Below are 25,325 nucleotides of genomic sequence, written 5' to 3' on the forward strand. Positions count from 1 at the left end.
CAAGGAGTCTGGCGGGATCAACCCACGTATTTCTGCAGGTTGGCCATCATTTCCTTCAGCGCTTCGACGTTGTCAGCCGGGTGGGCGGCGCCTTCGAAGTCGCAGATCTGCTTCCAGCTGGCGGCCACGTCTTCGACGCTGAAGCCTTCGCGCGGGTCGAAGCCGGCGCCCAGGCTGCGTTCCCAGCGCACCTTGCCGATCCAGCCGCCGCCCACTTCGAACAGGCCGGAGGTTTCCTGGCACTGCTCGCTGCCGAGGTAGACCACCAGCGGGCTGACCAGCTCGGGCTTGAGCTGCTCGAACACCTGCGGCGGGATCAGGCCTTCGGTCATGCGGGTGCCGCCGGTGGGGGCGATGGCGTTGACCAGGATGTTGTTCTTGCGGCCCTCGATCGCCAGGGTGCGGGTCAGGCCGTAGAGGCCGAGCTTGGCCATGCCGTAGTTGGACTGGCCGAAGTTGCCGTAGATGCCGGAGGTGGACGAAGTGAAGATCACCCGGCCGAAGCCCTGCTCGCGCAGGTGCGGCCAGGCGGCGCGGGTCACCTTGTACGCGCCTTCGACGTGGACCTTGTAGACCAGGTCCCAGTCGGCGTCGTCCATCTTGTGGAAGGTCTTGTCGCGCAGGATGCCGGCGTTGTTCACCACCACGTCGATGCGGCCGAAGCTGTCGAGGGCGGTCTGCACGATCTTGTCGCCGTCGGTGACCGAGTCATGGTTGGCCACGGCGGTGCCGCCCGCTTCGCGGATCTCGGCCACCACGCGGTCGGCCGCCGAGGCGTTGGCGCCTTCGCCGTGGGTGCTGCCGCCCAGGTCGTTCACCACCACCTTGGCACCATGCTTGGCGAACAGCAGCGCATGGGCGCGGCCAAGGCCACCACCGGCGCCGGTGACTATGACCACTTTGTCTTCGAAACGGATCGACTCGCTCATGCAATGGACTCCAGGGCAGTTTTTGGTATCGGCCGAGTTTCCTGCAGCCCGGCCCCGCCCTACAAGGAAGGCAGCGGGCATGAATGGTGGCTGATAACGCCAGGGGATGACTCCGGGGCCGTCACTCGAAGGGCATGAAGATCCGCCCCCGCGGCCGCAGCTTGAACAGCCACCAGCCATGAAAGGTGCAAAGCAGCGTCAGCGCCAGGCAGGACACGAACGCGCCCGCCGCCGCCCACCAGATGCGCGGGCTGCTCTCGTAGTAGCAGCCGTAGAACACCAGGCCGATGCTGCCCAGCAGGAGAAGAAACGCGAGGGGCCGCCCCGGGCCCTGGACGAAGGGGTGCAGCAACACCAGCAGCTTGTACAGCATGGCGATCTCCAGACGCCGGGCACGGGCCCGGCGAAACGTCGTTGAATGGAGTCGCGATGCTAGGAGACCCGGCCAGCCGCGGCTGCCGGGGGATTCCGACAGGGGCTGACGGATGCCTCGGATAATCGACCGCCCTACGCCGGTCGGATCAGGCTCAGGTGGTCGTAGAGGTGCATCACATGGGCCCGGGCGTAGTCCGCAGGGTCCAGCGCGCCATAGGCGAAGTGGTCCCTGAGCTCGCCCCGGTAGCTGGCGAAATCGGCGAAGGCCCGTTGCAGCCGGGCCAGCGCCTGGGCCTGGGATGCGGGCTGGTCGAGGGGCTGGGCCCCCGGAATCGCCTCGTCCAGCGCGTGGCGCATGGCGCCGCGTGTCGCGAACACGCCGAAGGCCAGGGGCCCGACGCTGCCACGGAACCAGGCCGGCTTGAGTTCGGGGTAACCGCTCATGGAGTACTCGATGCTCTGCGCGCAGTGGTTGAACACCTCGGCCGGGCTCCAGCCGCGAACGCTCACCAGCGCCCTGTCGGCCAGGCCCGCCAATACCCGCTGGGCGTCGGCCAGGTCGGTGGCGCCGGGCTGCGCTCCGCGGGGCAGCGCCCAGAAGCCGGCTCCGACACCGGCCACGCCGGCGACGGCGGTCAGTTTCAGCAGTTGCCGGCGCTTCACGAACGCACCTCCAGCCCCTGGCGGAAGGCCAGGTAGTGCTCCAGCACCGCTTCGGGCGCCTCGGTCTGCGGGTAGTGGCCGATGCCGTCGAGCAGCACGGTGTCCGGTTGCGGGATCAGCTCGCGGTAACGCGCCACCATGTGCGCCCCGGAGATCGGGTCCACCGCGCCGTCGATCACCCGCAGCGGCAAACCGCCCTTCTGCATGGCGGCCACCCAGCGGTCGCGCTGCTCGCGCCGTTCGGGGATGTAGCGGATCAGCCGGTGCATGACGCGCGGCCCCTGCTGCTGGGCGATCAGGCTCCAGAAGTCGTCCAGTTCCGCCTCCGAAGGCTGGGTCGCGGGGCCGAACACCTTGCCGAAGTTGGCCCCCAGCTTGGCGCGGGAGAACCCACGGCCGATCAGCGGCCCCAGGGGGCTGAGCAAGAGCTTCTGCACCAGCACCGGGCGGTGCGTCTCGGGGAACAGGCCGCCGTTGAGGAACACGCAACTGCCGAGCACGCAGCGCCCCTCGTGGTGCCGCGCCACCAGCTCCTGGGCGACGCTGTCGCCATAGTCGTGGGCCAGCAGGTGCACCGGCCCGGTGATGCCCAGGTGGCGCAGCAGCGCCAGTTGCAGGTCGGCCTGCTCCAGCAGCCGGTAGTCGTGGCCACGGGGCTTGTCGGAGTCGCCGAAACCGAGCATGTCGCAGGCGATCACCCGGTAGCGCTCGGCCAGCGGACCCCAGATGTAGTGCCAGTCCCAGGAGGCCGTGGGGAAGCCATGGATCAGCAGCAGCGGCTCGCCCTGCCCGGCTTCCCAGTAGCGGATGCGGTGGCGGTGGAACGGCAGGTCGCGTCCCTGGGCGCGCCAGTCGCCCAGGGGGATGCCCGGCAGGGCCATCAGTCGCGGTACCCGGGGTTCTGCAGGTCCAGCTTGCGTAGCAACGCCGGCCAGGGCAGCGCGCCGCCCATGCCGGAGGAGGTCTTCATCACGCCGGCGATCATCGCCCGGGCGCCGTCGAGGATCTGCCGCGGGATGTGGATGAGTTCGGCGCCGCCGCTCTGGGCCATCACCTGGATCTCGCAGGCGCGCTGCAGGGTGAACATGCCGAGGAAGGCGTCGGCGATGCTGCCGAAGGCGGTGAGCAGGCCGTGGTTGGGCAGGATCAGGAAGTTGGCGTTGCCCAGGTCGGCCTGCAGGCGGGCCTTCTCCTCGTGGTTCAGCGCCACGCCTTCGTACTGGTGGTAGGCCAGGCTGGCGAGCACGAACAGCGACTGCTGGGACAAGGGCAGCAGGCCCTGCTTCTGCGCCGAGACGGCGATGCCGGCGGGGGTGTGGATGTGCAGCACGCAGGCGGCGTCGTGGCGCACCTCGTGCACGGCGCTGTGGATGGTGTAGCCGGCCGGGTTGATGTCGTAGGGGCTGTCCATCAGCTTGTTGCCGGCCAGGTCCACCTTCACCAGGCTGGAGGCGGTGATCTCGTGGAACATCAGCCCGTAGGGATTGATCAGGAAGTCCTCGGTGCCCGGCACCTTGGCGGAGATGTGGGTGAAGATCAGGTCGTCCCAGCCGTACAGGGCGATGAGCCGGTAGCAGGCGGCGAGGTCGACGCGGGTCTGCCACTCGGCGGCGGAGACCTGGTCCTTGACGGAGTTCGGGTGCAGGGGTTGGGCAGCGGTCACGGCGATCACCTCGGTTCTTGTTGTGTGCGATGACCCAGGAGTCTAGCGAGGGTGCGGCGATCCGATAGTCGCCTTGGCAGCCAACCGAATGACCGCAGGAGTCAGAGCAGCAACGCCACCACAGGCGCGGCGAAGAGGTTGAGCAGGCCCATCAGCACCATCACCAGGCCGGCCACGGTGCCCTCCTCGCGGCCCACCTCCTGGGCCCGGCTGACGCCCGCGCCGTGGGCGCCGACGCCGAACAGCGCACCCCGTGCCAGCGTGCTGCGCAGGGGCAGCCAGCGGATCAGCAGGCTGCCGGCCAGGGCGCCGAAGACGCCGGTGATCATCACGAACACCGCGGTGAGCTCCGGCACGCCACCCAGCCCCTGGGCCAGCGGCATGGCGAAGGGTGTGGTGATCGAGCGCGGCACCAGCGACAGGCTCACCGAGCTCTCCAGGGCCAGCGCGTGGGCCAGCCACCAGGAACTGGCGATGGCGACGCTGCTGCCCATGAGCATGCCCAGGGACAACGCCGGCCAGTGCCGCGCCAGCAGGGCGCGCTGCTGCCAGATGGGCACGGCGAAGGCCACGGTGGCCGGGCCGAGCAGCAGCATCAGCCAGTGGGTGGCGCCGGAATACTCGGCGTAGCCGGTGTGCAGCGGCACCGCCACGGCGAGCAGCAGCGCCGGCACCAGGATCAGCGGCGACAGCAGGTAGCGCCCGCTGCGCCGATACAGCCAACGGCTGAGCAGGTAGCCGCCCAGGGTCAGCGCCAGCCAGAACCAGGACATGGGCTCAATGTTCACGGCTGTCGCTCCAGCGGCAGACGAATTCGACGGTCAGTGCGGTGGCGAGCATCACCAGCAGGGTGCTGGCGCCTATCACCAGGAGGATGCGCCAGCCCTCGCTGCGCAGCAGGGCGCCGTAGTCCAGCAGGCTCATCAGGGCGGGGATGAAGAACAGCAGCATCTCCGCCATCAGCAGGCCGGCGCCCAGTTGCAACGCGGCCGGCTGCACCCGGCCGCTGGCGAAGGCGGCGAGCAAGAGACCGAGGCCGATCACCCCGCCCGGAATCGGCCAGGCGAGCCAGGTGGCGATCTGGCAACCGAGGACGTAGAGGCCGATGAGCACGGCGAGCTGCAGGCAAAGGCGGGAAAGGTGCACGAGACGAGGCATGGCGGGCGACTCCGGGACTGGTCACCAGCTTAGGGCGGCGCCTATCATCCCAAAAGCGAATTGTTCGACTTGCAGCCATTCGAAACTGGAATACTTCAATGGAATTCAACCAGCTCCGCAGCTTCGTCGAGGTCGTCCGCCAGGGCGGCTTCACCCAGGCCGGGCGTGCCCTGCATGCCACCCAGTCGACCATCAGCAAGCAGGTCGCGCAGTTGGAACAGCGTCTCGACGTGCAACTGCTCGAACGCAACGGCCCGCACCTGCGCCTCACCGAGGCCGGCGCGCTGGTGCTGCGCCGCGCCGAGGAGATGCTGCGCCTGCGCCAGGACCTGCAGAGCGAGCTGCACGACCTCAGCCAGCTGAAACGCGGCGAGTTGCGCCTGGGCCTGCCGCTGCTGGGGGGCGAGGTGCTGTTCGCCGAGCTGTTCAGCGAATACCGGCGGCGCTACCCGAACATCAACGTGCACCTCGCCGAGGGCGGCAGCAAGCTGCTGGAGCAGGCCATCCTGCAGGGCGATCTGGAACTCAGCGGCAGCCTCACGCCCACCGATCCGGCGTTCGACCACCAGCCGTTCTGCAACGAGCCGCTGGACGTGCTGCTGCCGGCCGACCACCCGCTGCACGACCAGCAAAGCCTGGCCCTGGCGCAGCTCGCCGACTCGGCCTTCCTGCTCTACCAGCAGAGCTTCACCCTCAACGACCGCCTGCTGCAGGCCTGCAAGCAGGCCGGCTTCACCCCGCGCGAGGCCGGGCGCAGCGGCCAGGCGGATTTCCTCGCCGCGCTGGTGGCGGCCGGACAGGGGGTGGTGCTGCTGCCGCGCATCGTCGCCCGCCAGCTGGAACGGCCGGGGATCATCCGGCTGCCCCTGCGCGAACCGGACCTGCGCTGGGACATCGCCTTCGTCTGGCGACGCGGCGGCTACCTGTCGAAGGCGGCGCAGGCCTGGCTGGCGTTGTTGCGTGAGAAGGGACCGCTGGCCAGGCCCTGACCGAGCCGTGGCCGCGGAAGGATCAGGCGCCGCGCAGGGCCTGGATGAGCCCGGCGATCCAAGGCTCGGCGTCGACTTCGGGGGTCACGGTCTCGCTGGAGTCCACGCGCAGCATCTCCACGACTTCACGGATGCCCAGCTCGGCGTAGAGCTCGCGCACCTGCTCGCCACCCCCGCAGAACAGGTCGTAGCTGGAGTCGCCCAGGGCCAGCACGGCGCCGGGGCGGCCACGCCAGTCGGGGAGCTGGTCACGGATGCTGTGGTAGAGCGGCAGCAGGTTGTCCGGCAGTTCGCCCATGCCGGTGGTCGAGGTCACGGTGAGGAAGGCGTCCGGGGCGAAGGCCTTGAGCTCGTCGAGCCCCATGTGGGCCTTGTGCCAGGCCTCGAAACCGGCGGCCTTGAGCAGGCGCTCGGCATGGCGGGCAACTTCTTCGGCGGTGCCATAGACCGACCCGGAGAGAATGGCGACTTTCATGACAACTCCTGAAACGTTGGCAAACGGCGCGCATTATGCCGCAAGTGGAAAGCCTGGGCCGATGTCTTAGAATCTCGGAGCCACCGAACCGAGAGCCACTACATGATCAACGCCAAGCTGCTGCAACTGGTGATCGATGCGTCCAACGACGGCATTGTCGTCGCCGAGCAGGAGGGCGAGGACAACATCCTCATCTACGCCAACCGCGCCTTCGAGCAACTCACCGGCTACGCCCGCGACGACATCCTCTATCAGGACTGCCGTTTCCTGCAGGGAGAGGACCGCGACCAGGTCGCCCTCGCCGCCATCCGCCAGGCGATTCGCAAGGGCGAACCGTGCCGGCAGATCGTGCGCAACTACCGCAAGGACGGCAGCCCCTTCTGGAACGAGCTGTCGATCACCCCCGTGTTCAACGAGGGTGACCAGTTGACCTATTTCATCGGCATCCAGAAGAACGTCACGCCCGAGATCGAGGCACGGCAGCGTGTCCGCGAGCTGGAGGCGGAAGTGGCGGCCTTGAAGGCGGAGCTGGCGGCCAAGGGCTGAGCTGCCGAGCCGGAACGAGACGCCCCGCGCGAGGCGGGGCGTCTTGTGGGAATAAAAGACCGGCGGCCGAAGAGGAACAAGGAGGGGGACGCGTTGGCGGCCGGTTGCGCAGTTGGAAGGCTCACCACCAATTCTTGTACATAAAATAGATTTGTACAGGAATCGCATCGAAAATTTTTAGACCGCGTCGAATCAGGTGTCCAGGTGCCCCGCGAGGAACTGCGCCAGGCGCCGCTGCATCGAGCGGCCGTCGCTGCCCAGGCAGGCGACGGGCGAGCCATCGAGGCTGTCCCCCAGGAGGTACGCCGCCTCACCGGCCAGGGCCAGGGGGCAATCGAGGGTCAGGGCCAGACGTGACAGGCGGCTGGCCGCATCGTCCTGCGGCGGGTGGTTGGAGAAGAGCACCAGCGCCTGGGGCCGCATCTTCTCGCAGACCAGCGCCAGCTCCTGGAGGGGTTGCTCGAGCCCCAGGACGCTGACCGCCACCTCATCGCTGCCCATCAACAGGCCGGCCACCAGCAGCTCCAGTTCGCGGCATTCGCCGGGAATGGGCGCCAGCAGCACACGGTCATCGGCGAGATTGCGCGCCAGCTGCAGGCGCTGCAGCACCCGCGCGCGCAGGAAGGCGTCGAGGAAGGCCCATTCGCTGGCCGCGCCGTATTCATCCTGGCGCAGCAATAGGTCGCGCCACACCGGCATGAGGACATCCTGGAACGCCACCGGGACCGGGTAGGTGGAGAACACCTGGCCGTAGAGACGCTCCACGCCCGCTTCGTCGAAGCTCGCCAGGACCCGGCGCAGCTGCGCCTGGAGTTCGACCCACTCGGCGCTCGCCACGCCCTGGTAGGCCGGCACCGCCGGTGCCTTGGCCTGGGCGCTGCGGGCCAGGATGGTGCCCACCTTGCTCACCGCGACGCCGCGGTCCATCCAGGCGAGGATGTTGCGCACCGCCTCGATGTCGGCGAAGGAATAGAGGCGATGGCCGCTGTCGGTGCGGGTCGGCTTGATCAGGCCATAGCGTCGCTCCCACGCACGCAGGGTGACCGGGTTGACGCCAGTGAGGCGGGAAACCTCGCGGATGGGGAACAGTTCTTCCTGCTGCATGGCGATATCGGCCTGAGGGGCGGCGGCGGGTTCGATCATGATCGGCTGCGGTGGATGGACGATGCGGCTGAGTTTAACCCAGCACGGGCCTTACGCTCGAATGCATGTCTGACGGGCGGGCGCACCAGCCTGGTGCGATGTGCGCCAGCCGACGCGGCGCCAGCGACCGGCTGTCCGCCTGCAACCCGCGAGGAGACGTACCCCTGGAGATTTTTGGCGAATCCGGAATAATCCTTGCCTCTTCGAATACGCAGCCCATCACCCCGGGCTGCGTTTCGCGCCCCGCCTACCCGGCCGGGTGCCCGTTCAGTGGAGATACACGATGTCTGCCGACCCCGTCACCCTCATGGTGGCGCGCCGCGTTTCCCGCGAGCGCTATTCCGATTTCATGGCCTGGCTGCGCGAAGGCGAGCAACTGGCTGCCGACTTCCCCGGCTACCTCGGCTCCGGCGTGCTCGCGCCGCCTCCTGAAGACGACGAATTCCAGATGATCTTCCGCTTTGCGGACGAGTCGACCCTGTCGGCCTGGGAGCACTCCGCTTCGCGCCGCGCCTGGCTGGAGCGCGGCGCCGGCCTCTTCGAGCAGCCCCATGAACACCGCGCCCTGGGCCTGGACGCCTGGTTCGGCAGTGCCGATCGCCGCCCGCCACGCTGGAAGCAGAGCGTGGCCATCTGGCTGGCGTTCTTCCCGGTGTCGCTGGGTTTCAACCTGTGCTTCGGTCCCTGGCTGGCCGACCTGCCGCTGGTCCTGCGCATCTTCCTCAGCACCCTGGCGCTGACGCCGCTGATGACCTACTGGTTCATCCCGCTGTCCACCCGCCTGCTGGCCCTCTGGCTCAACGCACCCGCCCCCCGCACCCGCCGCCCGGGCGCCACCGCTCCCTCGCGATAACGTCACAAAGGTTGTACAGGCACAACACCTGTACAACCACGAAACGCGCCCACCTTCTCTATAACCCCACATAAATCAAGGCCTTGACTGAAATAGCAGTCGGAATTCGTATTTTTGGGGCGCCAACAATTGTACAAATACGGGCATCTGGTATAAGTTTTCAGCATTCCGCCCTCCCCCGGGCATCGTCCTGCCTCGAGGCCCCCATGAGCCCTTCGGCCGCTCCCATCCTGATCACCGGCGCCAGCCAGCGCGTGGGCCTGCATTGCGCCGAGCGCCTGCTGGACGACGGCCAGCCGGTGATCATCAGCTACCGCACCGAGCGCGATGGCGTGCACCGACTGCGTGAGCGCGGGGCCTGCGTGATCGCGGCGGACTTCTCGGACGAAGCCGGGATCCTCGCCTTCATCGAACGTCTCAAGGCCGCCACACCGCACCTGCGGGCCATCGTGCACAACGCCTCCGACTGGCTCACCGAAGCCCCCGGCCACGAAGCCGAGGCCTTCCAACGGATGTTCAGCGTGCACATGCTGGCGCCCTACCTGATCAACCTGCACGCCGAGGCGCTGCTGCGCCACGGTGGTCCGGCCGACATCGTCCACATCAGCGACGACGTGGCGCGCAAGGGCAGCGAGAAGCGCATCGCCTACTGCGCCAGCAAGGCCGGGCTGGACAACCTCACCCTCTCCTTCGCCGCCCGCTACGCCCCGGCCATCAAGGTCAACGGCATCGCGCCGGCGCTGGTGATGTTCAACGACAACGACGACGCGGCGTACCGCGAGAAGACCCTGGCCAAATCCGCGCTGGGCATCGAGCCGGGCGCCGAGGTGGTCTACCAGGGCCTGCGCTACCTGCTGGACAACCCCTACGTCACCGGCACCACCCTGACACTGAACGGTGGCCGTCACCTCAAGTGAGGCGGCCGCGAGGAAACCATCGATGAGCGAACAACTGCCCCACCATTACCGGGAAATCCTTCTCGGCCTGGGCGAAGACCCGCAGCGCGAAGGCCTGCTGGACACCCCCAAGCGCGCCGCCAAGGCCATGCGCTACCTGTGCCACGGCTACGAACAATCGCTCGACGAGATCGTCAACGGCGCGCTGTTCGCGTCCGACAACGACGAGATGGTCATCGTGCGGGACATCGAGCTCTATTCCCTCTGCGAGCACCACCTGCTGCCCTTCATCGGCAAGGCCCATGTGGCGTACATTCCCACCGGCAAGGTGCTGGGGCTGTCCAAGGTGGCGCGCATCGTCGACATGTTCGCGCGCCGGCTGCAGATCCAGGAGAACCTGACCCGGCAGATCGCCGAAGCGATCCGAAGCGTGACCGGCGCGGCCGGAGTGGCCGTGGTCATCGAGGCCCAGCACATGTGCATGATGATGCGTGGCGTGGAGAAGCAGAATTCGCAGATGCTCACCTCGGTGATGCTCGGCGCCTTCCGCGAGAGCTCGACGACCCGTCACGAATTCCTGCAACTGATTGGACGGAGCAAGTAACAATGCCGCGACTGGAGCCCGGAATGGCGCGAATCCGCGTCAAGGACCTGCGCCTGCGCACCTTCATCGGGATCAAGGAAGAAGAGATCCTCAACAAGCAGGACGTGCTGATCAACCTGACCATCCTCTACCCCGCCGTGGAGGCCGTGGAAGGCAACGACATCGAGCACGCGCTCAACTACCGCACCATCACCAAGGCGATCATCCGCCACGTCGAGGAGAACCGCTTCGCCCTGCTGGAGCGCCTGACCCAGGAGATCCTCGACCTGGTCATGGCCAACCCCAGCGTGCGCTACGCCGAAGTGGAAGTGGACAAGCCCCACGCCCTGCGTTTCGCCGAGTCGGTGTCCATCACCCTCGCCGGCCACCGCTGAGGCAACCCCTTGATGCCCGGCCGCTCGCCGGGCATTGCCGCAGCCGCGAGCCACTCTTATCATCCCGGCGCACCCGCCACCCGAGCCCAGGAGTACTGCGATGAACGAGCAAGAACGCCTCGAACTCGAAGCCGCCGCCTTCCGCCAACTGGTCCAGCACCTGCGCAGCCGCCCGGACGTGCAGAACATCGACCTGATGAACCTCGCCGGCTTCTGCCGCAACTGCCTGTCCAAGTGGTACAAGGCCGCCGCCGACGACCTCGGCGTCGAAGTCACCCCCGACCAGGCCCGCGAAGAGGTCTACGGCATGCCCTATGCAGACTGGAAGGCCAAGTACCAGAAAGAAGCCAGCGCCGAGCAGCAAGCGGCCTTCAACAAAGCGAACAAAGAATGACCCTGATCGATTTCCGCGCCCGCCTGCGCAGCGGCCAGCACGCCTTCGCCGACACCCTGGCGTTCATCGCCGCCGGCTACGACTACCAACCCACCGCCTTCGCCAACGGCAAGGTGGAGAACGCCGCCGGGCAGAACGAGGGCTCCTGCAAGACCCTCGGCCTGGCCCTGCTCGAAGGCCTCGGCCTGGAAGAGGCGCTGCTGGCCTTCGGCGAGCACTACCGCGCCGTCCTGGCCACGCCGCAAGGCAGCGACCACGGCAACATCCGCGCCCTCATGGAAACCGGACTGGCCGGTGTCCGCTTCGACGGCGAACCGCTCAAGCGCAAGGCCTGAGGCGGTGCCGGGCAGCGCTCCGGGCTGCTGCTCATCTGTCAGAGAAAGCTGACATACGTCACAAAGGGAACAACGTATCCTGCGCGACGTAACGGGAACACCAGGGACGGTGTCCTACGCATATACGCCCGTTGTGCGTTCCCCTTCCCGTGCAGTTTCGGAGTCGCATGGATGCAACAGACCCTCGTTTGGAAACCCTGGACCAACCCCGGCATCGAGAACCTGCGCCTGCATGTCGACAGCGCCGGTATCCACGCCAGCAGCCACCTCATGCTCAGTGCCGGCGGACAGAGCTTCGCCGCCACCTACGTGCTCGACTACGACCCCTGCTGGCGCTTCCGCAGCCTGTGGATAAAGGTCGACAACCATGGCCAGGCCAGCCTGCGCCTGCAGCGCGACATCCGTGGCCAGTGGCGCCTGGACGGCCAGCCGCGCGGTGACCTCGACGCCTGCCAGCAGGTGATGCTCTCCGCCAGCCCCTTCACCCATACGCCGATCCTGCAGCGCAGCGCCCTCGAATGCGGCCAGAGCGAGGAGGTGCAGATCGCCTTCATCGACCTGCCCAGCCTCGCCGTGCAGGCTCGCAGCCAGCGCTATCAATGCCTGCGCCGGCAAGCGGAACAGACCCTCTACCGTTGCGAACCCCAGGGCCGGCACAGCACTGAACTTGCCCTCGACCCCAACGGCCTGGTGCTCAAGGCCAGCGACCAGTTCCTGCGCATCAGCGCCCGCACCCTGAGCCTGGACGAATTGCCCATCAGTACCCTGGTGTGAATCCCGCGCCATGAAAAAGCCCCGCCGAAGCGGGGCTTTTTGTTCACGAGGATGACGTGCACCCTAGGTTGGCGCCGAGCGCAGCGAGGCCCGACACCTGGACAGTCACACTCCTCGGACCTCGTCGAGATACCGCTCCACATCCAGCGCCGCCATGCACCCGGCACCCGCCGAGGTGATGGCCTGGCGATACACGTGATCGGCCACGTCGCCCGCCGCGAACACGCCGGGGATGTTGGTGGCGGTGGCATTGCCGTCGCGGCCGCCGTTGACCACCAGGTAGCCGTCGCGCAGGGCCAGTTGCCCGTCGAACAGCGAGGTGTTGGGCGTATGGCCGATGGCGACGAACAGGCCGTCCACCTTGAGTTCGTCGGCACTGCCGTCGTTGTTGCGCAGGCGCACGCCGGTGACGCCCATGTCGTCGCCCAGCACCTCCTCCACCTGGGCGTTGAGCTTGAGCACGATGCGGCCTTCGGCGATGCGTGCCTTGAGCTTGTCCTGGAGGATCTTCTCGGCACGGAAGGTCTCGCGGCGATGCACCAGGGTCACCCGGCTGGCGATGTTGGCCAGGTACAGCGCCTCCTCCACGGCGGTATTGCCACCGCCCACCACCGCCACTTCGCGGTTGCGGTAGAAGAAGCCGTCGCAGGTGGCACAGGCGGACACACCCTTGCCCATGAAGCGCTCCTCCGACGACAGCCCCAGGTAACGGGCGCTGGCGCCGGTGGCGATGATCAGCGCGTCACAGGTGTAGGTGCCGCTGTCACCGCGCAGGGTGAAGGGCTTGCCGGCGAGGTCCACGGCATTGATGTGGTCGAAGACGATCTCGGTCTCGAAGCGCTCGGCGTGCGCCTGCATGCGCTGCATCAGCGCCGGGCCGGTGAGGCCGTGGGGGTCGCCGGGCCAGTTGTCGACTTCGGTGGTAGTGGTCAGCTGGCCGCCGGCCTGCATGCCGGTGATCAGCAGCGGCTTGAGGTTGGCACGCGCGGCATAGACGGCCGCGCTGTAACCGGCGGGGCCGGAGCCGAGGATGATGACCCGTGAATGGCGCGTGGCGGACATGACTGACACCTCGTGAAATAAAAGGAGGTCACTGCGGGCACTTGGGGAAGGCTTTGGAAGTGCAGCGACCTCGCGAACCGCCGGGGCCGGCGGGATGAGCGCCCGGGCCCCGAAATTGCTGGCAAGGCTATCGGGCGCCACCCGGGCACGGAAATATGCATTCCTTATCCCGACCATAGGGCGGTCCTATCGCTGGATGGGAAGCGCGACGCAGCCGCTTTTACCGGTCACGCAAAGCCGGTAAGGTCGCGCCATGTCCACCCTCTGGAGTCCTCGATGCCCGCCCCCGCCCTGTCCGGCCCGCAATACCTCGGCGAAGGCCTGAAACTCATCCTCAGCCCCGGCCTGCGCCTGTTCGTGCTGCTGCCGCTGACGCTCAACCTGGTGCTGTTCATCGCCCTGATCGGCTTCGCCATGCAGCAGTTCAGCGGCTGGGTGGATGCCTTCATGCCCAGCCTGCCGAGCTGGGCGAGCTTCCTCGAATACCTGATCTGGCCGCTGTTCGTGATCCTGGTACTGCTGCTGGTGTTCTTCAGCTTCACCATGATCGCCAACATCATCGCCGCGCCCTTCAACGGCTTCCTGGCCGAGAAGGTGGAAGTGGTGGTGCGCGGCCAGGACGACTTCCCCCCCTTCAGCTGGGCCGAGCTCACCGCCATGGTGCCGCGCACCGTGGGACGCGAGCTGCGCAAGCTGGGCTACTTCCTGCCTCGGGCCATCGGCCTGCTGATCCTCAGCTTCATCCCCGGGGTGAACCTGGTGGCGACGCCGCTGTGGTTCCTCTTCGGCGTGTGGATGATGGCCGTGCAGTACATCGACTACCCGGCGGACAACCACAAGCTCGGCTGGAACGAGATGCTTGCCTGGCTGCGCGAGAAGCGCTGGCAGAGCCTGGGCTTCGGCGGCTCGGTGTACCTGGCGCTGCTGATCCCCTTCGTCAACATCGTGATGATGCCCGCCGCCGTCGCCGGGGCCACCCTGTTCTGGGTCCGTGAAGGCGGCGAGAAGGCCCTGCCGCAGGCCTGAACCACCCCGCCCCGGCCGCTCGCGCCGGGGCTGTCACCCAGCCGTCATACAAATTTCACACTGGCTACATGGCGCTGATCGACACTGCATCCATGAGCCTGCTGCCCCTGAACATCTCGCTGATCAGCGAAACCTTCCTGCCGGAGATCAACGGCGTCGCCAATACCCTGGCGCGCCTGTGCGACGGCTTGCGTGCCCGTGGCCACCGCCTGCAACTGGTGCGCCCGCGCCAGGCTTGCGACCAGGGGGTCAAGAGCAGCGACGAGCTGCTGCTGGTGCGCGGCTGGCCACTGCCCGGCTACCCCGGCCTGCAATGGGGCCAGTCGAGCCTGCACAAACTGCTCGCGCGCTGGAAGCGCAAACGCCCGGACGTGCTCTACATCGCCACCGAGGGCCCGCTCGGCCTCTCCGCCCTGCGCGCCGCGCGGCGCCTGGGCATCCCGGCGATCAGCGGCTTCCACACCAATTTCCAGCAGTACACCGGGCACTACGGCGTCGGCCTGCTGACCCGCCTGATGACCAACTACCTGCGCTGGTTCCACAACGCCTCGCAACTCACCCTGGTGCCCAGCGCCAGCCAGAGCGAGGAACTGCGGCGTCGCGGCTTCGAGCGCCTGGCGCTGCTCTCGCGCGGCGTCGACGGCCAGCTGTTCAACCCGGCCCGGCGCTGCGCCGCATTGCGTGAATCCTGGGGCCTGGGGCCGGACGACATCGCCGTGCTGCACGTGGGCCGCCTGGCGCCGGAGAAGAACCTCAAGCTGCTCGGCCCGACCTTCCGCGCCCTGCAGCAGGCTTATCCACAGAAGACCATGAAGCTGATCCTGGTGGGCGACGGGCCGCAGCGTGCGCAACTCCAGGCGGAGCTGCCGGACGCCCTGTTCCGTGGCCTGCAGCGGGGCGAGGAGCTGGCCAGACACTACGCCTCCAGCGACCTGTTCCTGTTCCCCAGCCTCTCCGAGACCTTCGGCAACGTGGTGCTCGAAGCCCTCGCCTCCGGGCTCGGCGTGGTGGCCTTCGACCAGGCCGCGGCGGCGCAGCACATCCGCCACGGGCACAACGGCGCACTGGCGATGCCGGATGTACCGGTGACCTTCAGCGATGCCGCCTGCTGGCTGCTGGAAGACAGCGAGACCCTGCGCCGGGTGCGCCTGAACGCGCGCCAGCATGCGGGCCGCCAGGGCTGGGAAGCGATCATCCAGCAGTTCGAGCAGCACCTGCACAACGTCCACAAGGCGCCGCCCGAGCCCCAGACGGCACCGGGGCTAGACCGCCTGCAGCGCTGATCAGCCGAAGGGACGGGGCGGCGCGGCGAAGGCCAGGCTCAGGGCGCCCTTGCCCAGGTTGATGGCCCCGGTGGGGCTGAGCATCGCCACCTGCAGGTTCACCTCGCGCTGGGCGCAGGTCGCCTCCAGCTGGGCGAACCCCGGCAGGTCGCGCACCACCGACAGGTCACCCGCATAACTCAGGCACAGCTGCGGCGCCAGCAGCTCGCCGGCCAGTACCTGGGCGGTGGCGTGGGCCAGCAGCTTCTCTGCCGCGCGTTCGAAGCTCGGCGCCAGCGAAACGGGCTTGTCCTCGCCCTGCTGCACGCTGATCACCGGTTTCACGTCCAGCAGCGAGCCCAGCCCCAAGGCCGCGCCGCGCATGCGGTCGAGCAGGCCGCCGCGCTCACCCTTCTGGAAGCCGCGCCGGCGCAGGTGGCCGAGGTCGTCGGCGATGAGGAAGGTGCAGACGCTTTCCGACAACTGCTCCAGGCGCGCACGCACGGCGCTCGGGTGGGCGCCACCGGCGAGCAGCCGGGCCGCCTCGGCTGCGAGCACGGCACTGCCGGCGAACATGCTGCGGCCATCCACCACGCGCATGGCGAAGGGGCTGTTGAGGCCGGCCTCGGCACGGCGCTCACGGTAATGCTGGAGCAGGCCGAAGGAGGCCTGGGTGGCGTGCTCGAAGATCGAGCTGCGCAGGCTGGAGATGGTCAGGCAGATGACGTGGTCGTAGGCGGTCACCAGCTCTTCGAGGAACCACTGCTGCATCTCCGCCACCGACAGCGCATCGCTGTGGTCCTCGGGGGCGACGCTGGCCAGCTGCTCGGCATAGAACTGCCGCGTGGCTTCCGGCACGCGACGGTCCACCAGGGCGTCCCGCCCCAGGTGGATACGGATCGGCAGCACACGGATGCCGTGGGCGGCGAGGAATTCCTGAGGCAGGTCACAAGTGGCATCCACTACCAGTCCAGTGCGCATGACGACTACTCCTTCGGCCGGTGAACCGGCGCTTGTTGTGATGTTCGCGACCATGCGCCTTCCACCCGGCCAAGTCAGCCCAACCGATTGAGGGTTCGACGGGATATCGCGAGGCATAAAAAAGCCCCGCACGAGACGGGGCTGGAAATGGGTGCGCCGGCCAGGCCGGCGCACCGGGGGTCATGCTCAGACCAGGCTGGTCAGGGCGTCGCGGCTGAACGGCAGGATGTCCTGCATGCGGCCTTCGCGGACCTTGGTCGCCCAGTCCGGGTCCACCAGCAGGGCGCGGCCCACGGCCACCAGGTCGAACTCCTCCTTGTTCAGGCGCTCCAGCAGGCCTTCGATGTTGGCCGGCTGGGCGACCTTGTCGGTCTTGACCATGAACTGCAGGAACTCGCCATCCAGACCGACGCTGCCGACGGTGATGGTGGGCTTGCCGGTGAGCTTGCGGGTCCAGCCGGCCAGGTTGAGGTCGGAGCCGTCGAACTCCGGCTCCCAGAAGCGGCGGGTGGAGCAATGGAAGATGTCCACGCCGGCATCGGACAGCGGCTTGAGGAAGGCGCCCAGCTCCTCGGCGGTCTGCACCAGGCGGGCGGTGTAGTCCTGCTGCTTCCACTGGGAGAAGCGGAAGATGATCGGGTAGTCCGGGCCTACGGCCTCGCGCACGGCCTTGATCACCTCGATGGCGAAGCGCGAGCGGTTGGCCAGGCTGCCGCCGTAGCCGTCGGTGCGCTGGTTGGTGCCTTCCCAGAAGAACTGGTCGATCAGGTAGCCGTGGGCGCCGTGCAGTTCCACGCCATCCATGCCGATGGCCTTGGCGTCACGCGCAGCCTGGGCGTAGGCGGCGACGACCTCGTCGATGTCCTGCTGGGTCATGCCGTGGACCACCACCTGGCCGTCCTTGAGCTTCTCGCTGGGGCCGTAGCCGGGGACGCTGGCGTCCGGCTCGGTGCCCAGGCGACGGACGTTACCCACGTGCCACAGCTGCGGGACGATCTTGCCGCCTTCGGCGTGCACAGCATCGACCACCTGCTTCCAGCCGGCCAGGGCGTCCTCGCCGTAGAAGCGCGGGACGTGGGGGTAACCGTTGGCGGCCTGGTGGCCGATGGTGGTGCCTTCGGTGACGATCAGGCCGACGCCGGCCGCGGCACGGCGGCGGTAGTACTCGACCACCTGCTCGGTGGGCACGCCGCCCGGGGAGAAGGAGCGGGTCATGGGCGCCATCACCACGCGGGTCGGCAGCTCCAGGGCGCCGAGGCGGAAGGGGGCGAACAGGGCGTCTACGGATGCGGTCATCGGGGTCTCCTGATTCCGGCCAAGTGACCGGTCGTCTCGTTTATGGGCTTTTTAGGGCGTCACACCCGCAGCAGGCGCTGCAGGCGGGTCATGAAATCCAGCAGCGGCCGGGCGCCGGCACCGACCTTGAGGCGGGTGAGCACGCCCTGCCAGGCGTTGGCGATGAAGCCGGCGAGGTTGGCGCAGTCTTCGTCGGCCGGGAGCTCGCCGGCACGCTGGGCCTCTTCCAGGCAGGCCTGGAGGATGTCCGCCGAGCGCTGCAGGATGGCGTCCACCTGGGCACCGATGGCCGGCGACAGTTCGGCCATCTCGAAGCTCAGGCTGCCGATGAAGCAGTGGTATTCCAGCTTCTCGTGGCGGGTGAAGTGGCTGACCAGTTCACCGTAGTAGTCGAGCACCCGCTGGCATGGGCTTTTCGCCGGGTCGGAGAGCGCCTGGGCATAGCGCTCCAGTCGCGGCGCGTAGAGGTAGTCCAGCGCCTGCAAGGCGAAATCCTCCTTGCTGGCGAAGTAGTGGTAGAAGGACCCCTTGGGAATCCCCGCCGCCTGGACGATCTCCTGCACACCGGTGCCGTGGTAGCCCGAGCGGGTCATCACGCCGGTGCCCTTGGCCAGGATCAGGTCACGCTTGTCGAGTCGGATGCTGTTCATGGCGGCGAGCATATGACCGGTCGTCTCGCTCGGCACAGCACTATTGATCAGGGTGATTTTGGGTCAGAAAGCAGGCGCGGCTTACCCGAGGGTAATGCCCTGTCGTTGAGGTAATCAGGTGCGGGCCGATCGCGAACGAATTCGCTCCCACAAGGGCGACGGCGCTGCGCACCGCTTGGCGACTGAAGTCGCCCCTACAAAGGCCCCCAGCCGTCACGGACATGACCGATGTGTAGGGTGGAAGTCGCTTTTTACTTCCACAAGGCGGAGTTGGGGGATGCGCCGTGGATTGGCCGTAGGGCGGGTAAAACCCGCGAAGAAGTGGGCAAGGAGTTGTCGGGTTGCACCCGACCTACGCACTGGGCCAGAAGAGCGGTGGGCTGAAGCCCACCCTACGAAGAGCGTTGCAGCCCTGGCTCGGAGACCGGGAAATGGTGGATGAGAAGAGCGCCATCCGCCCTACACAGGTCCCACCGTCGAGCAGGGGGAACGACTCAACCCAGCGCCTTCTCGATGGCCAGCACCAGCGCGGGATCATCCGGGGCGGTACGCGGGGAGAAGCGTGCCAGCACGCGGCCGTCCTGCCCGACGAGGAACTTCTCGAAGTTCCAGGTGATGTCGCCGGGGAACTCGGCGCCCTCTCCCGCCAGCAGGCGATACAGCGGATGACGCCCCGGCCCGTTGACCTCCAGCTTGCTGCCCAGCGGGAAGCTGACGCCGTAGTTGAGGCTGCAGAACTCGCGGATCTCGTCCTCGCTGCCCGGCTCCTGGCCGGCGAACTGGTTGCAGGGCAGGCCAAGCACGGTGAAGCCCTTGTCGCGGTATTGCTGGTAGAGCTTTTCCAGCCCGGCGTATTGCGGTGTCAGCCCGCACTTGGAGGCTACGTTGACCACCAGAACCACTTGCCCCTTGTAGGGCGCCAGAGGCAGCTCCTGACCGTCGAGGGCACGCAGGTTGAGGTCGTGGAATGCACTCATGACAAACTCCTGGATCGTCGCAAGGGGAACAACGCAGCGGGACAAAAAAGGCGCCCGTAGGCGCCTTTTCGGTTGATCAGAGCTTAGCAGCCCAATGGCGACAGAGCGTTGCCGCAAGTCGCCTGGCCGCTCGCCGATCAGTGGTGGTGACCGCCTTCGCCATGGATATGGCCGTGGGCGATCTCTTCGGCGTTGGCTTCACGCACGTTGACCACTTTCACGTCGAAGTTCAGGCGCTGGCCGGCCAGCGGGTGGTTGCCGTCGACGGTCACGTCGTCGCCGTCGATGTCGCGGATGGTGACGATCTGCATGCCGCCGTCCGGGCCGGACGCATGGAACTGCATGCCGACTTCCAGTTGATCGACGCCTTCGAACATGGCGCGGCTCAGGGTGGCGACCAGCTCGGCGCTGTATTCGCCGTAGGCTTCCTCGGGCTCGATGGCGACCTTGATCGCATCACCGGCCTGCTTGCCTTCCAGGGCCTTTTCCAGGCCGACGATGATGTTGCCGGAACCGTGCAGGTACACCAGCGGAGCGCCGCCAGCGGAGCTGTCGATGACCTCACCGGCGTCGTTGGTGAGCGTATAGTCGATGGAGACAGCCTTGTTGGCGGCAATCAGCATGGTGCGAGACCTTTTGGAGAAGATTGAAGAACGTGCAAGTCTAACTGCCAAGTCGGCCGATTGCGACCCGAAGGCTGACGGACGGATCGTACGCTTGCTTGACTTCCGCCAGGATGACGAAGGCCACTGGGTGGCAGTCTTGTCCTGCGGCCACACCCAGCACCTGCGCCACCAGCCGCCCTGGCAATCGCGCGCCTGGGTGCTGGACCTGGCACAGCGCGAAGCACGGCGCGGGCAGCCCTTTTCCTGTGGCTGGTGCGCCCGTGGCACGGACCCCGAAACTACCAAGGAGCAATGATGCCCTCACGCAACATTCTGGTGATCAACTGTGGCAGCTCGTCGATCAAGTTCGCCCTGGTCAGCGAGGCCCATTCGCAATTCCCCCTGTTCGGCATCGCCGAGCGCCTGGGCAGCCGCGACGCCGAACTGCGCTGGCAGCGCGGCGGCGACAAGGACAGCCTGATGATCCCCAACGGCGACTACCGCGTCGCCCTCTCGCAGTTGCTCCCCCTGGTGCAGGCGGCCACCGGCGGCAAGCTGCACGGCATCGGCCACCGCGTGGTGCACGGCGGCGAGCGCTTCACCTCGGCGCAGCGCCTGGATAGCGAGGTGATCGCCGCGATCCGCGCCATCGCTCCCCTCGCCCCGTTGCACAACCCGGCGGCGCTGCAGGGCATCGAGGCGGCCATGAGCGTCTACCCGCAATTGCCCCAGGTGGCGGTGTTCGACACGTCCTTCCACCAGAGCCTGCCCGAGCACGCCTACCGCTACGCTGTGCCGGAACACCTCTACCGCGACCACGGCGTGCGCCGCTACGGGTTCCACGGCACCAGCCACCGCTACGTCAGCCACCGCGCGGCGGAGATCGCCGGGCTGTCCATCGGCGACAGCAGCTGGCTCAGTGCACACCTGGGCAATGGCTGCTCCACCTGCGCCATCGTCGACGGCCAGAGCCGCGACACCAGCATGGGCCTGACGCCCCTCGAAGGCCTGGTGATGGGCACGCGCAGCGGCGACATCGACCCCAACCTGCACGGCCACCTGGCCAGCACCCTGGGCTGGAGCCTCGAAGAGATCACCCGCGTGCTCAACAGCGAGAGCGGCCTGAAGGGGCTGTCCGGGCTCTCCAACGACATGCGCGCCCTGGAACAGGCCCGCGAGCAGGGCCACCCCGGCGCCACCCTGGCCATCGAGGTGTTCTGCTACCGCCTGGCCAAGAGCCTCGCGGCCATGAGCTGCGCCCTTCCCCAGCTGGACGGCCTGATCTTCACCGGCGGCATCGGCGAGAATTCGCCGCTGATCCGCAGCAAGACGGTGACGCACCTGAAGCTCTTCGACCTGGCCATCGACAAGGAAGCCAACGCCCGCTGCATCCGCGGCATCGCCGGCCCGATCCACAAGTACGGTCATACGCGCATCCTCGTGGTCCCGACCAACGAGGAGCGGCAGATCGCCCTCGACACCCTCGCCCTGCTCAACTAAGGCGGCTCCATGCATACATTCTTCATCGCCCCCACCGGTTTCGGCGTCGGCCTCACCTCCATCAGCCTGGGCCTGGTGCGTGCCCTGGAACTGGCCGGCCTCAAGGTCGGCTTCTACAAACCCATCGCCCAGCCCCACCCGGGCGATCGCGGCCCCGAGCGCTCCAGCGAACTGATCGCCCGGACCCACGGCCTCACCCCGCCCAAGGCGCTGGAGCTGTCCCAGGTCGAGCGCATGCTCGGCGACGGCCAGCTCGACGAGCTGCTGGAAGAGATCGTCAGCCGCTACCAGCAGGCCGCCGAGGGCAAGGACGTGGTGATAGTCGAGGGCATGGTGCCCACCCGCCACGCCAGCTACGCCGCACGGGTCAACTTCCACCTGGCCAAGAGCCTCGACGCCGAGGTGATCCTGGTCTCGGCGCCGGAGAACGAGACCCTCACCGAGCTCTCCGACCGCATCGAGATCCAGGCCCAGCTGTTCGGCGGGCCGCGTGATCCGAAGGTGCTCGGGGTGATCCTCAACAAGGTGCGCGAGGCCGACTTCGCCCAGCAGATCCGCGAGAACTCCTCGCTCCTGCGCAGCGACGACTTCCGCCTGCTCGGCTGCATCCCCTGGGAAGACGAACTGAACGCCGCGCGCACCCGCGACGTGGCCGACCTGCTCGGCGCCCGGGTGATCAACGCCGGCGACTACGACCAGCGCCGCGTGCAGACCATCGTCCTCTGCGCCCGCGCCGTACCCAACACCGTGCCGCTGCTCAAGCCCGGCGTGCTGGTGGTGACCCCGGGCGATCGCGACGACATCATCCTCGCCGCCAGCCTCGCCGCCATGAACGGCGTGCCGCTGGCCGGCCTGCTGCTGTGCAGCGACTTCCCGCCGGACCCGCGCATCATGGAGCTGTGCCGTGGCGCCCTGCAGGGCGGCCTCCCGGTACTCGCCGTGGCCACCGGCTCCTACGACACGGCCACCAACCTCAACCGCATGAACAAGGAAATCCCGGTGGACGACCGCGAGCGCGCCGAGAAGGTCACCGCCTTCGTCGCCCGCTTCCTCGACCAGGACTGGCTGCGCGACCGCTGCGGCACCCCGCGCGAGCTGCGCCTCTCGCCCCCGGCCTTCCGCCACCAGCTGGTCAAGCGCGCGCAGCTGGCCGACAAGCGCATCGTCCTGCCCGAGGGCGCCGAACCCCGCACCGTGCAGGCCGCCGCCATCTGCCAGGCGCGGGGCATTGCCCGCTGCGTGCTGCTGGCCAAGCCCGAGGACGTGCAGGCGGTCGCCGTCGCCCAGGGCATCGTCCTGCCCGAGGGGCTGGAGATCCTCGATCCCGACCTGATCCGCCCGCGCTACGTCGAGCCCATGGTCGAGCTGCGCCAGGGCAAGGGCCTCAACGCACCCATGGCCGCCGCACAGCTGGAGGACAGCGTGGTGCTGGGCACCATGATGCTGGCCCTGGACGAAGTCGACGGCCTGGTCTCCGGCGCCGTGCACACCACCGCCAACACCATCCGCCCGGCCCTGCAGCTGATCAAGACCGCGCCCGGCTACAAGCTGGTGTCCTCGGTGTTCTTCATGCTCCTACCGGAGCAGGTGGTGGTCTACGGCGACTGCGCGGTGAACCCCGACCCGAGCGCCGCCGAGCTGGCCGAGATCGCCCTGCAGAGCGCCGACTCCGCCGCTGCCTTCGGCATCGAGCCCAAGGTGGCGATGATCAGCTACTCCACTGGCGACTCCGGCAGCGGCGAGGAAGTGGAGAAGGTCCGCGAGGCGACCCGCCTGGCCCGTGCCGCGCGCCCCGACCTGCTGATCGACGGCCCGCTGCAGTACGACGCCGCCGCCATCGACAGCGTCGGCCGGCAGAAGGCGCCCAACAGCCCGGTGGCCGGCCACGCCACGGTCTTCGTGTTCCCCGACCTGAACACCGGCAACACCACCTACAAGGCGGTGCAGCGCAGCGCCCAGGTGATCAGCGTCGGGCCGATGCTGCAGGGCCTGCGCAAACCGGTGAACGACCTCTCCCGTGGCGCCCTGGTGGACGACATCGTCTACACCATCGCCCTCACCGCCATCCAGGCGGCGACCCGAAGCTGAGCACCGCGCCCGGCGGGTGGCCGCGCTGCCCGACCGGGCGGTCACCCTTGCCGCTTGCAGTTCAGTGAACAGGCGTTAACCTGTGCCACCACTGGCCCCGCCGCGTGCGCGGCATCCCCTCAACAGGGCGGCACAGACCGCCCGGAAACGAGGTCCCGACCTTCATGCTGAGCTTTCTTCCCGCCTTCGTTCGCGGCGTACTCGCCTCCCTGCTGCTGGCGCTCAACACCCTGTTCTGGTGCTGGCCGCTGTTCGCCGTCACCCTGCTCAAGCTGATCCTGCCGTTCCGCCCGGCGCGCCTGGCGCTGAACTGGGTGGTGAACTTCATCCACGAAGCCTGGGTGACCTGCAACAAGGGCTGGATGAACCTGGTGCGCGATACCCGCTGGAAGGTGGAAGGCCTCGACGGCCTCGACTACCAGCACTCCTACCTGGTCACCAGCAACCACCAGAGCTGGGTGGACATCCTGGTGTTGCAGTACGTGCTCAACCGCCGCATCCGCCCGCTGAAGTTCTTCCTCAAGCAGGAACTGATCTGGGTCCCGGTGATCGGCCTGTGCTGGTGGGCGCTGGAATTCCCCTTCATGAAGCGCTACTCCAAGGCCTACCTGGCCAAGCACCCGGAGAAGAAGGGCAAGGACCTGGAAACCACCCGCCGCACCTGCGACAAGTTCCGTGACAACCCGGTGGGCATCTTCAACTTCCTCGAAGGCACGCGCTTCACCGAGGGCAAGCACCGCGAACAGGCCTCGCCCTTCAAGTACCTGCTCAAGCCCAAGGCGGGCGGCATCGCCTTCGTCCTCGACGCCATGGGCGAGCAGATGCAGGCGCTGCTCAACGTCACCATCCACTACCCGGAAGGCAACCCGAGCTTCTGGACGCTGATGGCCGGCGAAATCCCCGAGGTGATCGTGCGCATCCAGGCGATGCCGATTCCCCAGGAATTCATCGGCCGCAGCTACGACCAGGACGAGAACTACCGCAAGACCTTCCAGCTCTGGGTCAACCAGCTGTGGGAAACCAAGGACGCCGAGCTGGAGCAGCTGCACCGGCAGTTCCCGCCGAGCCGCTGAGGCATCGCCCCGGAACGCGAAAAGCCCGCCTATCGGCGGGCTTTCTCGTCGTGGATACGTCTGTTCGATGGTCTCCGCGTTCGCGGGAGTGGCAGGCCATGCGGAGCATCCCGCAACACCGTCATCCCCGCGCACGCGGGGACCCACTAAAAGCCCCGCGCGGCAGACCGAGCCCGGCTCCGCTGGGCCTCGCTGCGCTCGGCACCCACCTACGGGGCCTGTCTCAGCCCGACAGCACCTCGTCCACCTGCAGCAGCGGGGCGATGTTGGTGTAGCGCGGGATGTCCTCGTTGATCGCCTGGCCGTTCTTGCGCAGTGTCGCCTGCAGGCTGTCGATGGACTTGATCCAGATGTTGGCCAGGCACAGGAAGGGCGCGGCCGAGCCATCGCCGGAAGCGAGCCCCTTGCGCACTTCGACCCTGACCAGGTTGTCCCCCAGCATCTCGCTCACCATGGGGATGTGCGTCTTGAGGTAGTAATCGAAATCGAAGGTGCCGCCCTCGTTGTTCGGATAGGCCACAAACAGGCAATACATGGGAAAACTCCTTGGGTTGGCCGGCTGCACGGGCGCGCCGTGGGGCAAGTGTAGGACGCCCCATGAGGGGCGCTTGCCATCATTTGGTCGTAGTCGCGG

Annotated in this window: 31 protein-coding genes; 15 read left to right on the plus strand and 16 right to left on the minus strand. The window is 67.5% G+C overall.

The features are described 5' to 3' along the window. Positions 1–17 precede the first annotated feature (17 nt). The 7 genes from HSX14_RS25390 to HSX14_RS25420 form a co-directional block, all read right to left on the minus strand. A complete protein-coding gene (locus HSX14_RS25390; protein WP_111260043.1) occupies positions 18–929 on the minus strand; it encodes an SDR family oxidoreductase in 912 nt (303 codons plus the stop codon). A 121-nt stretch (positions 930–1,050) separates the two neighbouring features. Then, complete coding sequence (locus tag HSX14_RS25395; RefSeq protein ID WP_173172690.1) at positions 1,051–1,302, minus strand: hypothetical protein; 252 nt, start codon at positions 1,300–1,302, stop codon at positions 1,051–1,053. 134 nt (positions 1,303–1,436) lie between these two features. Continuing rightward, positions 1,437–1,967, minus strand: coding sequence for a DUF1569 domain-containing protein (locus HSX14_RS25400; RefSeq protein WP_173172688.1), 531 nt, complete (start codon positions 1,965–1,967; stop codon positions 1,437–1,439). Next, positions 1,964–2,848: an alpha/beta fold hydrolase gene (locus HSX14_RS25405; RefSeq protein WP_173172686.1), complete on the minus strand. Its 885-nt coding sequence runs from the start codon at positions 2,846–2,848 to the stop codon at positions 1,964–1,966. The genes HSX14_RS25400 and HSX14_RS25405 overlap by 4 nt, the downstream gene beginning before the upstream one ends. Then, positions 2,848–3,612, minus strand: a complete 765-nt coding sequence (locus tag HSX14_RS25410; protein WP_173173110.1) for a class II aldolase/adducin family protein — start codon at positions 3,610–3,612, stop codon at positions 2,848–2,850. The genes HSX14_RS25405 and HSX14_RS25410 overlap by 1 nt, the downstream gene beginning before the upstream one ends. Before the next feature lie 119 nt (positions 3,613–3,731). Further along, a complete protein-coding gene (locus HSX14_RS25415; RefSeq protein ID WP_173172684.1) occupies positions 3,732–4,418 on the minus strand; it encodes an LrgB family protein in 687 nt (228 codons plus the stop codon). Next, positions 4,408–4,788: a CidA/LrgA family protein gene (locus HSX14_RS25420; RefSeq protein ID WP_173172682.1), complete on the minus strand. Its 381-nt coding sequence runs from the start codon at positions 4,786–4,788 to the stop codon at positions 4,408–4,410. The genes HSX14_RS25415 and HSX14_RS25420 overlap by 11 nt, the downstream gene beginning before the upstream one ends. A 98-nt stretch (positions 4,789–4,886) precedes the next feature. Here HSX14_RS25420 and HSX14_RS25425 point away from each other — a divergent pair, with 98 nt between their 5' ends. Next, positions 4,887–5,777, plus strand: a complete 891-nt coding sequence (locus HSX14_RS25425; protein ID WP_173172680.1) for a LysR family transcriptional regulator — start codon at positions 4,887–4,889, stop codon at positions 5,775–5,777. Positions 5,778–5,799: 22 nt separating this feature from the next. Here HSX14_RS25425 and HSX14_RS25430 read toward each other — a convergent pair whose 3' ends face one another. Beyond that, complete coding sequence (locus HSX14_RS25430; RefSeq protein WP_173172678.1) at positions 5,800–6,252, minus strand: flavodoxin; 453 nt, start codon at positions 6,250–6,252, stop codon at positions 5,800–5,802. Positions 6,253–6,354: 102 nt separating this feature from the next. Here HSX14_RS25430 and HSX14_RS25435 point away from each other — a divergent pair, with 102 nt between their 5' ends. Further along, on the plus strand, positions 6,355–6,798 hold the full coding sequence (locus tag HSX14_RS25435; protein ID WP_021217027.1) for a PAS sensor domain-containing protein: 444 nt from the start codon (positions 6,355–6,357) through the stop codon (positions 6,796–6,798). A 192-nt stretch (positions 6,799–6,990) separates the two neighbouring features. On the opposite strand, the gene HSX14_RS25440 is transcribed toward HSX14_RS25435, so the two are convergent. Continuing rightward, complete coding sequence (locus HSX14_RS25440) at positions 6,991–7,941, minus strand: MerR family transcriptional regulator (RefSeq protein ID WP_173172676.1); 951 nt, start codon at positions 7,939–7,941, stop codon at positions 6,991–6,993. A gap of 283 nt (positions 7,942–8,224) precedes the next feature. On the opposite strand from HSX14_RS25440, the gene HSX14_RS25445 reads away from it, so the two are divergent. The 7 genes from HSX14_RS25445 (at position 8,225) to HSX14_RS25475 (ending at position 12,171) form a co-directional block, all read left to right on the plus strand. Then, entirely contained in the window at positions 8,225–8,794 is a 570-nt protein-coding gene (locus tag HSX14_RS25445; RefSeq protein ID WP_173172674.1) for an antibiotic biosynthesis monooxygenase, read from the plus strand. Between the two features lie 206 nt (positions 8,795–9,000). Beyond that, positions 9,001–9,711, plus strand: a complete 711-nt coding sequence (folM, locus tag HSX14_RS25450; RefSeq protein WP_043239913.1) for a dihydromonapterin reductase — start codon at positions 9,001–9,003, stop codon at positions 9,709–9,711. Positions 9,712–9,733: 22 nt separating this feature from the next. Next, positions 9,734–10,294 carry a GTP cyclohydrolase I FolE gene (folE, locus tag HSX14_RS25455; RefSeq protein WP_111260031.1) on the plus strand — a complete coding sequence of 187 codons (561 nt, stop codon included), beginning with the start codon at positions 9,734–9,736 and terminating at the stop codon, positions 10,292–10,294. A gap of 2 nt (positions 10,295–10,296) precedes the next feature. Beyond that, positions 10,297–10,668 carry a dihydroneopterin triphosphate 2'-epimerase gene (gene folX, locus HSX14_RS25460; RefSeq protein ID WP_031286921.1) on the plus strand — a complete coding sequence of 124 codons (372 nt, stop codon included), beginning with the start codon at positions 10,297–10,299 and terminating at the stop codon, positions 10,666–10,668. A gap of 100 nt (positions 10,669–10,768) precedes the next feature. Then, positions 10,769–11,062, plus strand: coding sequence for a DUF1244 domain-containing protein (locus HSX14_RS25465; RefSeq protein ID WP_111260030.1), 294 nt, complete (start codon positions 10,769–10,771; stop codon positions 11,060–11,062). Continuing rightward, a complete protein-coding gene (locus HSX14_RS25470; RefSeq protein ID WP_173172672.1) occupies positions 11,059–11,397 on the plus strand; it encodes a HopJ type III effector protein in 339 nt (112 codons plus the stop codon). Before HSX14_RS25465 ends, HSX14_RS25470 begins: the two co-directional genes overlap by 4 nt. A gap of 171 nt (positions 11,398–11,568) precedes the next feature. Next, positions 11,569–12,171 carry a putative glycolipid-binding domain-containing protein gene (locus tag HSX14_RS25475; protein ID WP_173172669.1) on the plus strand — a complete coding sequence of 201 codons (603 nt, stop codon included), beginning with the start codon at positions 11,569–11,571 and terminating at the stop codon, positions 12,169–12,171. 105 nt (positions 12,172–12,276) lie between these two features. On the opposite strand, the gene trxB is transcribed toward HSX14_RS25475, so the two are convergent. Beyond that, the gene (gene trxB, locus HSX14_RS25480; RefSeq protein ID WP_173172667.1) at positions 12,277–13,233 is read right to left on the minus strand and encodes a thioredoxin-disulfide reductase; all 957 of its coding nucleotides are present in this window, start codon (positions 13,231–13,233) and stop codon (positions 12,277–12,279) included. 276 nt (positions 13,234–13,509) lie between these two features. On the opposite strand from trxB, the gene cysZ reads away from it, so the two are divergent. Together cysZ and HSX14_RS25490 are read left to right on the plus strand one after the other, a co-directional pair. Continuing rightward, positions 13,510–14,259 (plus strand): sulfate transporter CysZ, encoded by a 750-nt coding sequence (gene cysZ, locus HSX14_RS25485; RefSeq protein WP_173172665.1) that lies wholly within the window; start codon positions 13,510–13,512, stop codon positions 14,257–14,259. Between the two features lie 68 nt (positions 14,260–14,327). After that, positions 14,328–15,542: a glycosyltransferase family 4 protein gene (locus tag HSX14_RS25490; protein WP_373874637.1), complete on the plus strand. Its 1,215-nt coding sequence runs from the start codon at positions 14,328–14,330 to the stop codon at positions 15,540–15,542. On the opposite strand, the gene HSX14_RS25495 is transcribed toward HSX14_RS25490, so the two are convergent. The 5 genes from HSX14_RS25495 to HSX14_RS25515 form a co-directional block, all read right to left on the minus strand. Continuing rightward, positions 15,543–16,502, minus strand: coding sequence for a DegV family protein (locus HSX14_RS25495; protein ID WP_173172661.1), 960 nt, complete (start codon positions 16,500–16,502; stop codon positions 15,543–15,545). Positions 16,503–16,688: 186 nt separating this feature from the next. Further along, the gene (locus tag HSX14_RS25500) at positions 16,689–17,798 is read right to left on the minus strand and encodes an NADH:flavin oxidoreductase (protein WP_173172659.1); all 1,110 of its coding nucleotides are present in this window, start codon (positions 17,796–17,798) and stop codon (positions 16,689–16,691) included. 59 nt (positions 17,799–17,857) lie between these two features. Then, the gene (locus tag HSX14_RS25505) at positions 17,858–18,448 is read right to left on the minus strand and encodes a TetR/AcrR family transcriptional regulator (RefSeq protein ID WP_173172657.1); all 591 of its coding nucleotides are present in this window, start codon (positions 18,446–18,448) and stop codon (positions 17,858–17,860) included. A 494-nt stretch (positions 18,449–18,942) separates the two neighbouring features. Then, positions 18,943–19,425 (minus strand): glutathione peroxidase, encoded by a 483-nt coding sequence (locus tag HSX14_RS25510; RefSeq protein WP_173172655.1) that lies wholly within the window; start codon positions 19,423–19,425, stop codon positions 18,943–18,945. 137 nt (positions 19,426–19,562) lie between these two features. Then, positions 19,563–20,048: an FKBP-type peptidyl-prolyl cis-trans isomerase gene (locus HSX14_RS25515; protein ID WP_111260020.1), complete on the minus strand. Its 486-nt coding sequence runs from the start codon at positions 20,046–20,048 to the stop codon at positions 19,563–19,565. Between HSX14_RS25515 and HSX14_RS25520 the strand changes: the two genes are divergently transcribed. The 4 genes from HSX14_RS25520 (at position 20,017) to HSX14_RS25535 (ending at position 24,691) form a co-directional block, all read left to right on the plus strand. Beyond that, positions 20,017–20,346, plus strand: a complete 330-nt coding sequence (locus tag HSX14_RS25520; protein WP_173172653.1) for a DUF3565 domain-containing protein — start codon at positions 20,017–20,019, stop codon at positions 20,344–20,346. The genes HSX14_RS25515 and HSX14_RS25520 overlap by 32 nt on opposite strands. After that, positions 20,346–21,530, plus strand: a complete 1,185-nt coding sequence (locus tag HSX14_RS25525) for an acetate kinase (protein ID WP_173172651.1) — start codon at positions 20,346–20,348, stop codon at positions 21,528–21,530. The genes HSX14_RS25520 and HSX14_RS25525 overlap by 1 nt, the downstream gene beginning before the upstream one ends. Positions 21,531–21,539: 9 nt before the next feature. Beyond that, the gene (gene pta / locus HSX14_RS25530) at positions 21,540–23,618 is read left to right on the plus strand and encodes a phosphate acetyltransferase (RefSeq protein ID WP_173172649.1); all 2,079 of its coding nucleotides are present in this window, start codon (positions 21,540–21,542) and stop codon (positions 23,616–23,618) included. Positions 23,619–23,782: 164 nt separating this feature from the next. Beyond that, positions 23,783–24,691 carry a 1-acylglycerol-3-phosphate O-acyltransferase, YihG family gene (locus HSX14_RS25535; protein ID WP_173172647.1) on the plus strand — a complete coding sequence of 303 codons (909 nt, stop codon included), beginning with the start codon at positions 23,783–23,785 and terminating at the stop codon, positions 24,689–24,691. Positions 24,692–24,914: 223 nt separating this feature from the next. On the opposite strand, the gene HSX14_RS25540 is transcribed toward HSX14_RS25535, so the two are convergent. Continuing rightward, positions 24,915–25,226 (minus strand): EthD family reductase, encoded by a 312-nt coding sequence (locus tag HSX14_RS25540; RefSeq protein ID WP_173172645.1) that lies wholly within the window; start codon positions 25,224–25,226, stop codon positions 24,915–24,917. Positions 25,227–25,325 lie beyond the last annotated feature (99 nt).

Origin of the sequence: Pseudomonas tohonis, from assembly GCF_012767755.2 — a bacterium.
Taxonomy (GTDB): Bacteria; Pseudomonadota; Gammaproteobacteria; order Pseudomonadales; family Pseudomonadaceae; genus Metapseudomonas; species Metapseudomonas tohonis.

What these genes read in the sequence shown, in the direction of transcription:
- HSX14_RS25535 (WP_173172647.1), top strand. Translation starts at nt 23,783, where the DNA reads ATGCTGAGCTTTCTTCCCGCCTTCGTTCGCGGCGTACTCGCCTCCCTG.
- HSX14_RS25395 (WP_173172690.1), bottom strand. Translation starts at nt 1,302, where the DNA reads ATGCTGTACAAGCTGCTGGTGTTGCTGCACCCCTTCGTCCAGGGCCCG.
- HSX14_RS25495 (WP_173172661.1), bottom strand. Translation starts at nt 16,502, where the DNA reads ATGCGCACTGGACTGGTAGTGGATGCCACTTGTGACCTGCCTCAGGAA.
- HSX14_RS25405 (WP_173172686.1), bottom strand. Translation starts at nt 2,848, where the DNA reads ATGGCCCTGCCGGGCATCCCCCTGGGCGACTGGCGCGCCCAGGGACGC.
- cysZ (WP_173172665.1), top strand. Translation starts at nt 13,510, where the DNA reads ATGCCCGCCCCCGCCCTGTCCGGCCCGCAATACCTCGGCGAAGGCCTG.
- trxB (WP_173172667.1), bottom strand. Translation starts at nt 13,233, where the DNA reads ATGTCCGCCACGCGCCATTCACGGGTCATCATCCTCGGCTCCGGCCCC.
- HSX14_RS25465 (WP_111260030.1), top strand. Translation starts at nt 10,769, where the DNA reads ATGAACGAGCAAGAACGCCTCGAACTCGAAGCCGCCGCCTTCCGCCAA.
- HSX14_RS25430 (WP_173172678.1), bottom strand. Translation starts at nt 6,252, where the DNA reads ATGAAAGTCGCCATTCTCTCCGGGTCGGTCTATGGCACCGCCGAAGAA.
- folM (WP_043239913.1), top strand. Translation starts at nt 9,001, where the DNA reads ATGAGCCCTTCGGCCGCTCCCATCCTGATCACCGGCGCCAGCCAGCGC.
- HSX14_RS25445 (WP_173172674.1), top strand. Translation starts at nt 8,225, where the DNA reads ATGTCTGCCGACCCCGTCACCCTCATGGTGGCGCGCCGCGTTTCCCGC.
- HSX14_RS25540 (WP_173172645.1), bottom strand. Translation starts at nt 25,226, where the DNA reads ATGTATTGCCTGTTTGTGGCCTATCCGAACAACGAGGGCGGCACCTTC.
- HSX14_RS25505 (WP_173172657.1), bottom strand. Translation starts at nt 18,448, where the DNA reads ATGAACAGCATCCGACTCGACAAGCGTGACCTGATCCTGGCCAAGGGC.
- pta (WP_173172649.1), top strand. Translation starts at nt 21,540, where the DNA reads ATGCATACATTCTTCATCGCCCCCACCGGTTTCGGCGTCGGCCTCACC.
- HSX14_RS25475 (WP_173172669.1), top strand. Translation starts at nt 11,569, where the DNA reads ATGCAACAGACCCTCGTTTGGAAACCCTGGACCAACCCCGGCATCGAG.
- HSX14_RS25510 (WP_173172655.1), bottom strand. Translation starts at nt 19,425, where the DNA reads ATGAGTGCATTCCACGACCTCAACCTGCGTGCCCTCGACGGTCAGGAG.
- HSX14_RS25440 (WP_173172676.1), bottom strand. Translation starts at nt 7,941, where the DNA reads ATGATCGAACCCGCCGCCGCCCCTCAGGCCGATATCGCCATGCAGCAG.
- folX (WP_031286921.1), top strand. Translation starts at nt 10,297, where the DNA reads ATGCCGCGACTGGAGCCCGGAATGGCGCGAATCCGCGTCAAGGACCTG.
- HSX14_RS25490 (WP_373874637.1), top strand. Translation starts at nt 14,328, where the DNA reads ATGGCGCTGATCGACACTGCATCCATGAGCCTGCTGCCCCTGAACATC.
- folE (WP_111260031.1), top strand. Translation starts at nt 9,734, where the DNA reads ATGAGCGAACAACTGCCCCACCATTACCGGGAAATCCTTCTCGGCCTG.
- HSX14_RS25500 (WP_173172659.1), bottom strand. Translation starts at nt 17,798, where the DNA reads ATGACCGCATCCGTAGACGCCCTGTTCGCCCCCTTCCGCCTCGGCGCC.
- HSX14_RS25390 (WP_111260043.1), bottom strand. Translation starts at nt 929, where the DNA reads ATGAGCGAGTCGATCCGTTTCGAAGACAAAGTGGTCATAGTCACCGGC.
- HSX14_RS25525 (WP_173172651.1), top strand. Translation starts at nt 20,346, where the DNA reads ATGCCCTCACGCAACATTCTGGTGATCAACTGTGGCAGCTCGTCGATC.
- HSX14_RS25435 (WP_021217027.1), top strand. Translation starts at nt 6,355, where the DNA reads ATGATCAACGCCAAGCTGCTGCAACTGGTGATCGATGCGTCCAACGAC.
- HSX14_RS25425 (WP_173172680.1), top strand. Translation starts at nt 4,887, where the DNA reads ATGGAATTCAACCAGCTCCGCAGCTTCGTCGAGGTCGTCCGCCAGGGC.
- HSX14_RS25470 (WP_173172672.1), top strand. Translation starts at nt 11,059, where the DNA reads ATGACCCTGATCGATTTCCGCGCCCGCCTGCGCAGCGGCCAGCACGCC.
- HSX14_RS25515 (WP_111260020.1), bottom strand. Translation starts at nt 20,048, where the DNA reads ATGCTGATTGCCGCCAACAAGGCTGTCTCCATCGACTATACGCTCACC.
- HSX14_RS25520 (WP_173172653.1), top strand. Translation starts at nt 20,017, where the DNA reads ATGGAGACAGCCTTGTTGGCGGCAATCAGCATGGTGCGAGACCTTTTG.
- HSX14_RS25420 (WP_173172682.1), bottom strand. Translation starts at nt 4,788, where the DNA reads ATGCCTCGTCTCGTGCACCTTTCCCGCCTTTGCCTGCAGCTCGCCGTG.